Annotated in this window: 7 protein-coding genes; all 7 read left to right on the top strand. The window is 38.7% G+C overall.

Annotated features, from left to right (window positions below):
• The first annotated feature begins 549 nt into the window (after window positions 1–549).
• The 7 genes from spoVG to mfd all read left to right on the top strand — a co-directional run bounded on the left by spoVG (window position 550) and on the right by mfd (window position 9,271).
• Window positions 550–852: a septation regulator SpoVG gene (gene spoVG / locus DBX25_RS17830; RefSeq protein ID WP_108672132.1), complete on the top strand. Its 303-nt coding sequence runs from the start codon at window positions 550–552 to the stop codon at window positions 850–852.
• 248 nt (window positions 853–1,100) lie between these two features.
• Window positions 1,101–2,474 (top strand): bifunctional UDP-N-acetylglucosamine diphosphorylase/glucosamine-1-phosphate N-acetyltransferase GlmU, encoded by a 1,374-nt coding sequence (gene glmU / locus DBX25_RS17825; RefSeq protein WP_108672131.1) that lies wholly within the window; start codon window positions 1,101–1,103, stop codon window positions 2,472–2,474.
• Window positions 2,475–2,491: 17 nt separating this feature from the next.
• The gene (locus tag DBX25_RS17820) at window positions 2,492–3,445 is read left to right on the top strand and encodes a ribose-phosphate diphosphokinase (protein WP_108672130.1); all 954 of its coding nucleotides are present in this window, start codon (window positions 2,492–2,494) and stop codon (window positions 3,443–3,445) included.
• Window positions 3,446–3,842: 397 nt separating this feature from the next.
• The gene (locus DBX25_RS17815; RefSeq protein WP_108672129.1) at window positions 3,843–4,481 is read left to right on the top strand and encodes a 50S ribosomal protein L25/general stress protein Ctc; all 639 of its coding nucleotides are present in this window, start codon (window positions 3,843–3,845) and stop codon (window positions 4,479–4,481) included.
• Between the two features lie 181 nt (window positions 4,482–4,662).
• A complete protein-coding gene (gene pth / locus DBX25_RS17810) occupies window positions 4,663–5,226 on the top strand; it encodes an aminoacyl-tRNA hydrolase (RefSeq protein ID WP_108672128.1) in 564 nt (187 codons plus the stop codon).
• A gap of 111 nt (window positions 5,227–5,337) precedes the next feature.
• Window positions 5,338–5,568, top strand: coding sequence for an anti-sigma-F factor Fin (locus DBX25_RS17805; RefSeq protein ID WP_108672127.1), 231 nt, complete (start codon window positions 5,338–5,340; stop codon window positions 5,566–5,568).
• A gap of 172 nt (window positions 5,569–5,740) precedes the next feature.
• Complete coding sequence (mfd, locus tag DBX25_RS17800; RefSeq protein ID WP_108672126.1) at window positions 5,741–9,271, top strand: transcription-repair coupling factor; 3,531 nt, start codon at window positions 5,741–5,743, stop codon at window positions 9,269–9,271.
• The last annotated feature ends 5 nt before the right edge of the window (window positions 9,272–9,276 follow it).

Below are 9,276 nucleotides of genomic sequence, written 5' to 3'. Positions count from 1 at the left end.
TTAATTAAGGAAGTATAAATACAGCCGAGTTTCCTATCAAATTTATCGAAGTATTAACAACCGTTTTAGCATATAAACTAACAACATGAGAATATTTATTCTCACTTTGGTAATTGGTATGCTAATTACAGTGTTAATTCTCGAGTTAAAATACCATAAATGTTGTTAGTCCAATAAAAAATACCATGCTAAATCATGTACGATTTAGCATGCTATTTGTGTTGATTTTTTACATTTTTCACTCCAAAAGAGAACCCGTTGGTGAATTTTCACGGGTGTTTTTATTTTCTATAAAGCAAGTCGACGTAGGGTCCACATATAGGAAAAAACCCAATTTATTATAAGATTATTTAAAATGATAAAGTCCAGTTCAGCACAAGCCGGAGTAATATCGAAGTCTCTCTATTTCAAGGTTTAACAGGAAATTTTATATTATTCGAATATTTTAAAAAATTTTTTGAAATTATTTCATTATAAAGAAGGAAATAGGAATGATTTTGTTGAATTAATTTACTCAAGTTGTTATTTAGCGAAAAGGTGGTGAACAGAATGGAAGTAACTGACGTAAGATTACGCCGCGTGAATACGGAAGGTCGTATGAGAGCCATTGCCTCTATTACTTTAGACAATGAGTTTGTTGTACATGACATCCGTGTAATCGACGGCAATAATGGCCTTTTTGTAGCAATGCCAAGCAAGCGCACTCCGGATGGAGAGTTCCGTGACATTGCTCACCCTATTAATTCTTCTACCCGTGGTAAAATCCAAGACGCAGTATTGGCAGAGTACCACCGCCTTGGTGAACTTGAAGGTATCGAAGAAGTTGAATTAGAAGAAGCAGGAGCTTCCTAATTAAACGTCATACTTAATACAACAGCAGGAGCCTACTTCATAGTACGGCTCTTTTTCTTTTACCCAAAGAATACAAATGTAAACATTTTTCTGAAAAATTACTCGGATATAATACCTTCAAACCGAATTCCTCACTCCAAAAAAATCCATTGTTCTGACAAAAATATGTACATCACTTTGTTTCCTTGAAAAGCTGTTGTTTTTAAGATATATTTTTAAATGGATAAAAAGGTAAACGGAGGCGTGTTATGAATAATCGCTTTGCAGTAATCTTGGCTGCTGGACAAGGGACACGAATGAAATCAAAACTATATAAAGTATTGCATTCAGTATGCGGCAAGCCAATGGTGCAGCACGTTATTGACCATGTTTCATCCCTTCACATAGAAGAAATCGTAACGATTATTGGACATGGAGCTGAAAAAGTACAATCTCAGCTTGGGAATAGAAGCAAGTATGCATTACAAGATCAACAGTTGGGTACGGCCCATGCTGTAATGCAGGCTGAGGATCTTTTAGCAGGTAAAAAAGGAACTACGCTTGTTATCTGTGGAGACACTCCATTAATCAAGGCAGAAACGATGGAAGCGTTGATTAGACAACATGAGGAGCAAGGCGCGAAGGCTTCAGTTTTGACGGCTTACGTAGAAGACCCAACAGGTTACGGAAGAATCATTAGAAATGCTGATGGCTTTGTTGAAAAGGTCGTAGAGCATAAGGATGCTTCAGATGAAGAGAAAAGGGTCAAAGAAATCAATACAGGCACATATTGTTTTGATAATGAGGCTCTATTTGATGCATTGAAGAACGTTTCGAATGATAATGTCCAAGGTGAATATTATCTTCCTGATGTGATAGAGATTTTGAAATCTAGAGGAGAAATCGTATCGGCTTATCAAACGGACGATTTCGAAGAAACTTTAGGAGTCAACGATCGAGTGGCCCTTTCCCAAGCGGAAAGAACGATGAAACGCCGAATTAATGAACAACATATGAGAAATGGTGTTACGATTATCGATCCTGATAACACGTATATTGAGGCTGATGTTGTAATCGGGCCAGATACCATTATCTATCCTGGATCTATAATTGGTATCGGAAGTAGAATTGGAAACGATTCAATCATAGGTCCTAATTCCGAAATTAAAAATTGTGTTATCGGTGAACGCACTGTGATTCGCCAATCTGTTGCTCATGATAGTGAAATTGGCTCTGATGTCGCAATTGGACCTTTTGCCCATATCAGACCAGCTTCTCAAATTTCTGATGAAGTGAAGATTGGCAACTTTGTCGAAATTAAAAAAGCTGTCTTTGGTAAAGGGAGCAAGGCTTCCCATTTAAGTTATATAGGAGATGCTGAGGTAGGAATGGATGTCAACATTGGCTGTGGCTCGATTACGGTCAACTATGATGGAAAGAACAAGCATCTGACCAAAATTGGAGACGGGGTATTTGTAGGTTGTAATTCTAACCTTGTAGCTCCGGTATCTGTGGGAGATGGAGCTTACATTGCAGCTGGTTCTACCATCACTACAGACGTTCCTGGAGAAGCCCTGGCTGTTGCACGTGCAAGACAAGTGAACAAAGAGGATTATGTTAAAAATTTAAAATTTAATAAATAAACCATTGGAGGTTCATCATGTCAAATCAGTATTTAGACCCTAATTTAAAGCTTTTCTCGTTAAATTCCAATCCAGGACTTGCGGAAGAAATCGCAAAAGTGATTGGTGTAGAATTAGGGAAATGTTCCGTAACGCGTTTTGCTGACGGGGAAATTCAAATTAACATTGAAGAGAGCATTCGTGGCTGTGACGTGTTTGTAATCCAGTCGACAAGCCTTCCTGTCAACGAGAACTTAATGGAATTATTGATCATGATCGATGCTTTGAAACGTGCTTCTGCTAAAACAATCAACATTGTAATGCCATACTATGGTTACGCGCGTCAAGATCGAAAAGCTAGAGCTCGTGAGCCAATCACTGCTAAGCTAGTAGCAAATCTATTAGAAACTGCAGGGGCTACGCGCGTTATTACACTTGATTTACATGCTCCACAAATCCAAGGGTTCTTTGATATCTTAATTGACCACTTAATGGGTGTTCCTATTTTGGCAGATTACTTTAAGAATAAGGACTTGAACGACATCGTAATCGTTTCACCAGACCACGGTGGGGTTACTCGTGCCCGTAAAATGGCTGATCGTTTAAAAGCTCCTATTGCGATTATCGATAAACGACGTCCAAGACCAAATGTAGCAGAAATAATGAACATCGTTGGTAACATTGAAGGTAAGACAGCTATTCTTATTGATGACATTATTGACACTGCTGGTACAATCACACTAGCTGCCAATGCGCTAGTTGAGAATGGTGCAAAAGAAGTATACGCTTGTTGTACTCACCCAGTATTATCTGGTCCCGCAATCGAACGTATCCAAAACTCTAAGATTAAAGAATTGGTTGTTACCAACTCCATTGCTTTACCTGAAGAGAAGAAAATTGAGAAAATTAGAGAACTTTCTGTTGCTCCTTTAATCGGGGAAGCGATCATCCGCGTCCACGAAGAGCAATCTGTAAGTACATTATTTGATTGATTTGCGAAAGGCTTGCCTAATAGGGCAAGTCTTTTTCTTTGGGTCTTGTCGCATAAATTGTTGTTTTAGACTATAAGTTTGCCGTTGCTTACAGCGAGAGGCCTTTGCTTTCCTCGGGGAGGGAGGGAGCTTCCTCAAAATTTTCCTCCTGTGGGGTCTTCCCTCTTCCCTCTTCGTCCCATAGGATTTAAGTACTCACCCTCCGCTACAATCAACTCAGATAGTTAAGTTAAATTACATTAATAATGAAACAAACTTTAGGAAAACAGTTTTCTCCAAAATGAGCTCCTTTTTCTCTTTTACCAATATTTTCTTCATGTTTAGATACTGTGATAATAGGGCAATTTTTATAGTATGGGTATTCCAATTTTATTGTAAAAGAGGAAGGTGTCGTATTATGGGTCAAGCAGCATTAGTAGCACAAGAAAGAACAAAGTCAAATGGATCTTCATTACGTGAATTAAGAAAAAAAGGGCATGTTCCTGCCGTTATATACGGTAGTAAAAAAGAAAGCAAAGCTATTTCCGTAGATAGTCTAGAATTAACGAAAACAATGAAAGAAGTAGGTAGAAACGGAATTATTAAGTTAGATGTAAATGGTTCATCAGAAAGTGTCATGTTGACGGACTATCAAAAGGATTGTTTGAAGAATGAGTTTATCCATGCAGACTTTTTTATTGTAGATTTAAATGCTGACATTACTGCGAACGTTCGAATCAACTTAACAGGAGATTCAGCAGGTGTGAAAGATGGCGGGGTATTACAGCAATCCCTTCATGAACTATCCATCAATGCAAAACCTGGTGACATTCCAGAGTCCATTGATGTGGACGTGACGAAACTGCAAGTTGGAGAAGTCGTAACTGTTGGTGACATCAAAAACCAGTATAAAGTTGAAATCAACCATGATGAAACAGAAACCATTGCATCTATCCTACCTCCAAGACAAGAAGAAGAGATTAATTCTGGAGAGCAGCAAGATGGAGGAGTTCCTGACCATGAGGAAGGAAGGGAAACTCCAGCTTCCGAACAATAAACAATTGAATAACTAAGCACTCAAAACGGTTTTTCAAAGAAGGAGCCGTGCTATAATAGGCGTAGCCAAAGGGTTACGCCTTTGCTATTTTTCAAAAATGAACTTATATTTAGGGTACATAAAGGAAATATCGTTTTATTGATGAATAAGTAAGAATGGAAGTTATGATTGAGGTGTAAAGATGAAAATCATTATCGGTTTAGGAAATCCAGGTAAACAATATGATAAAACTAGACATAACATTGGGTTTGAAGTGATTGACTCCCTTTCGAAGAACTGGGGTATTGAGCTCGATCAAGCCAAACATAAAGGGATTTATGGGGTTGGCCACGTGAATGGTGAAAAGGTATTGCTTTTAAAACCATTAACCTATATGAACCTTTCAGGGGAAAGTATTGGGGCAGTCTTGGATTATTTTAAAGAAGATATAGAGAACATTGTGGTTCTGTACGATGATTTAGATATGCCAGTTGGAAAAATTCGCTTACGACAAAAAGGTAGTGCAGGTGGTCATAATGGAATTAAGTCTACGATTGCACATCTTGGAACTCAAGAGTTCAATCGGATCCGTATTGGGATTGGTCGTCCTTCTAATCCTATGCCAATCTCTAACTATGTTTTAGGGCGATTTACAGAAGAAGAATGGGCCGAAATGGAACAAGTTATTAAGAAATGTGAAGCGGCATGTGAAGACTGGTTAAAGCTGCCTTTCTTACAAGTAATGAATGGACACAATGGGTCATAATATTATAAAAAGTAGCATGTTAACGAGGTTATATTAAAGTTCTTTAGCTCAATGATTAAAAGAATGGATTTCGGCTTATACTAAGCAATAAATGCAAAAAAGGGGGTTCCTATGGCTCTCCATTATTCTTGCAGGCATTGCGGTACAAGTCTTGGAAAACTTGAGCAAAGCATAGTGAATTCGGATCAACTCGGTTTTCACATGCTTAATGATGAGGAAAGAAAAGACTTTATCACATATACCTCAAATGGGGACATTCATGTGAAATCTATTTGTTCCGATTGCCAAGAAGCTTTCGAACGAAATCCGGATTTACATAGTGTCGATTATTTAATTCAATAGGAACAAAAGCTTTGGACCAAGGTCCAAAGCATTTTTCCATTTCTGACTAAACCTATCATAAAAAATATTAGCAAGTTAATTATTATGGTCGCAAGTAGGGGGCTAGTAGCAGGAACTAGGCAACTTGAATTTAAGAAGTCGCTCTTGCCAAGTTTTAAAAGAGGGGGTCCATATGAACGGGTTAAACCATATTTTCACAAGGAACGATGATATCCAGTCCATTTTGACTGGCTTGGACGGGGGAATAAAAGAGCAATTAGTAGCAGGATTATCTGGCTCTTCAAGGTCTTTATTAATTTCCTCCCTTTATAAAGAAAAAAAGAAACCAATATTGGTCGTCACGTATAATCTACTTCAAGCTCAAAAATTATATGAAGACTTGCTAACCTTTGTTGATGAGGACGAAGTCTATATATATCCAGCAAATGAGTTAATTGCTGCAGAGTTAAGCATTGCCAGTCCAGAGCTACGTTCTCAACGAATTGAGGCGTTAAATTACTGGTCATTACATAACAAAGGAATCGTCCTAGTCCCTATGGGAGGTTTTCGTAAATTATTGCCTCCAAAAGATGTATGGATGAGACATCAACTTTCTTTTTCACTGGGGGACGAAGTGGACCCTGAATCATTACTGAACCAATTTATCCAAATGGGGTATCATCGAGGCGATATGGTCACCTCTCCAGGTGAATTTAGTATGAGGGGTGGAATCATAGATATCTATCCTTTAACTGAGTCAAACCCAATCCGGATGGAATTGTTCGATACAGAGATTGATTCTATTCGGACGTTTTCTATAGAGGATCAAAAGTCAATAGAAAAAAAGAGCAATGTCTCAATTGGTCCTGCAACAGAATTATTGCTCGATCACAGTCATATCACAATGCTTATTGACCAGTTAAAAGCATCCCTTAGTGCAAGCTTGAAAAAGCTGAAAACAGACAAATCCAAAGAACTACTTGTACAAAATATCAGTTACGAGCTAGAGCAATTGAACACAGGAATAAGACCTGAACAAATTTACAAATATTTAAGTTTAGCTTACGAAAAACCAGCTAGTTTACTAGATTATTTACCTACTCAAGGAATCGTAGTCTTAGATGAGATCAGTAGAATTCAAGAAATGGCGGAATCGTTGGAAAAAGAAGAAGCAGAATGGTATACAAACCTTCTTGCAGAAGGAAGCATTGTCCATGATGTGAAAATATCTCACGATTTACAAGACTTAGTTCCAAAGTCCAGACACCAATATATTTACATGTCTCTTTTTTTACGACATGTGCCTTTTACGAGCCCACAGAACATTGTTAATTTTACTTGCAAGCAGATGCAAAATTTCCACGGTCAATTGAACATGTTCAAGACCGAAACGGAAAGATGGAAAAAAGGGAAGTTTTCCGTAGTAGTTCTTGGAGTCGATGAAGAGCGCGTATCCAAGCTACGCAGTGTATTGGCAGATTATGAAATTGAAGCGGCAGAACTGAACAAATCAAGCGAGATCTTGCCTGGAAAAATACAAATCACAGTAGGACACTTACAAAGTGGTTTTGAGTTACCGATGCATAAGCTTGCTGTAGTAACGGAACAGGAATTATTTAATAAGCGTCCTAAAAAATCAGTACGTAGACAGAAACTATCAAATGCAGAACGGATAAAAAGTTATTCAGAGCTTAAAGTTGGTGATTTCGTGGTGCATGTCAACCATGGGATTGGGAAGTATTTGGGAATAGAAACTTTAGAAATCAATGGCATACATAAAGATTATTTAAATATTCGCTATCAAGGAACGGATCAACTGTATGTTCCAGTCGATCAAATTGACCTGGTACAGAAGTATGTAGCATCTGAAGGAAAAGAACCTAAACTCTATAAATTGGGTGGAAGTGACTGGAAGCGTGTGAAAAGCAAAGTCCAATCTTCTGTACAGAACATTGCAGACGATTTGATTAAGCTTTATGCAGAGCGTGAAGCTTCCAAAGGGCATGCCTTTTCACCGGATGGGGAAATGCAAAGAGAATTTGAATCGGCTTTTCCATATAGAGAAACCGAAGACCAGTTACGCTCTATCCACGAGATTAAGAATGATATGGAACGCGAAAGACCGATGGATCGCTTGCTTTGTGGGGACGTAGGTTATGGAAAAACGGAAGTGGCTATTCGTGCTGCCTTTAAAGCTATTGCAGATGGTAAACAGGTAGCTTTCCTAGTTCCGACTACTATTCTTGCGCAGCAGCATTACGAAACGATTCGGGAACGTTTTCAGGAATATCCAATCAATATAGGACTTTTAAGTAGATTCAGATCGAAGAAGCAACAAACGGAGACGATAAAAGGAATAAAAGCAGGTACAGTCGATATTGTAGTGGGGACACATCGTCTCTTATCCAAAGATGTCGTATATCGTGATTTAGGATTATTAATCATCGATGAGGAACAACGATTTGGAGTAACACATAAGGAAAAAATCAAGCATTTAAAGGCAAATGTAGATGTATTGACCCTGACAGCCACACCAATTCCACGAACCTTACATATGTCCATGCTTGGAGTGCGTGACTTATCAGTCATTGAAACACCACCAGAAAATCGTTTTCCGGTTCAGACGTATGTAATGGAATACAACGGAGGTTTAGTCCGTGAGGCTATTGAAAGAGAACTGGCTCGTGACGGCCAGGTTTACTTCTTGTATAACCGGGTAGAAGATATAGCAAGAAAAGCAGAAGAAATTTCCATGTTGGTCCCGGATGCACGTGTGACATACGCCCACGGTCAAATGTCCGAGCAAGAGCTAGAGACAGTCATGCTGGCATTCATGGAAGGTGAATTCGACGTACTAGTCAGTACAACCATCATTGAAACAGGTGTCGATATACCTAACGTCAATACGTTGATTGTTCATGATGCGGACAAGATGGGTCTTTCTCAGCTTTATCAGCTCCGTGGCCGTGTAGGTCGATCGAACCGAGTCGCATACGCCTATTTTACTCATCGTAGAGATAAAGTACTTACTGAAGTAGCAGAAAAAAGGCTTCAAGCAATCAAAGAATTTACTGAATTAGGCTCAGGATTCAAAATCGCTATGCGTGATTTATCCATCCGTGGAGCTGGTAATCTTCTAGGAGCAGAACAACACGGGTTTATCGACTCTGTAGGTTTTGACCTATATTCTCAAATGTTAAAAGAGGCAATTGAGGAAAAAATGGGAGATAAGCCGGTTGAATCGAAGCCTAAGCTAGAAATAGACTTGGAGGTGGATGCATATATCCCTGATTCGTATATTTCAGATGGACACCAGAAGATAGAAATGTATAAACGATTTAGGGGTATCACATCGATTGAAGAGTTGGAGGAACTACAGGAAGAATTGGTGGATCGTTTTGGTGAATACCCAGCTGAAGTAGGTTTATTATTCCAGATTGCTCAAATTAAAGTGTTTGCAATCGAAACTGGTATTGAAATGATTAAACAATCCAAACAAGACATCACTATTCTCACCACGGAAAAAACTACCAGTGATATAGATGGTCAGAAGATTTTCCAAGCCTGTAACAAATTTGGAAGGAAAGTTGGATTGGGTATGGAGGGTACCAAAATGAAAATGGTGCTCACTACTAAAGGCATAAAGGCACAAGAATGGCTGGCTATCTTAGAAGAACTCATCCGAGGAGTCCAAGATGCTAAAAAAGGAAAAGTGATTAACTAGTTGCT

The sequence above is a fragment of the Peribacillus acanthi genome, from assembly GCF_003073175.1.
Lineage (GTDB): Bacteria > Bacillota > Bacilli > Bacillales > DSM-1321 > Bacillus_BN > Bacillus_BN acanthi.
The sequence above is the reverse complement of the archived record's forward strand: the minus strand, read 5'-3'. Positions and strand labels throughout refer to the sequence as shown.

What these genes read in the sequence shown, in the direction of transcription:
- spoVG (WP_108672132.1), top strand. Translation starts at nt 550, where the DNA reads ATGGAAGTAACTGACGTAAGATTACGCCGCGTGAATACGGAAGGTCGT.
- glmU (WP_108672131.1), top strand. Translation starts at nt 1,101, where the DNA reads ATGAATAATCGCTTTGCAGTAATCTTGGCTGCTGGACAAGGGACACGA.
- DBX25_RS17820 (WP_108672130.1), top strand. Translation starts at nt 2,492, where the DNA reads ATGTCAAATCAGTATTTAGACCCTAATTTAAAGCTTTTCTCGTTAAAT.
- DBX25_RS17815 (WP_108672129.1), top strand. Translation starts at nt 3,843, where the DNA reads ATGGGTCAAGCAGCATTAGTAGCACAAGAAAGAACAAAGTCAAATGGA.
- pth (WP_108672128.1), top strand. Translation starts at nt 4,663, where the DNA reads ATGAAAATCATTATCGGTTTAGGAAATCCAGGTAAACAATATGATAAA.
- DBX25_RS17805 (WP_108672127.1), top strand. Translation starts at nt 5,338, where the DNA reads ATGGCTCTCCATTATTCTTGCAGGCATTGCGGTACAAGTCTTGGAAAA.
- mfd (WP_108672126.1), top strand. Translation starts at nt 5,741, where the DNA reads ATGAACGGGTTAAACCATATTTTCACAAGGAACGATGATATCCAGTCC.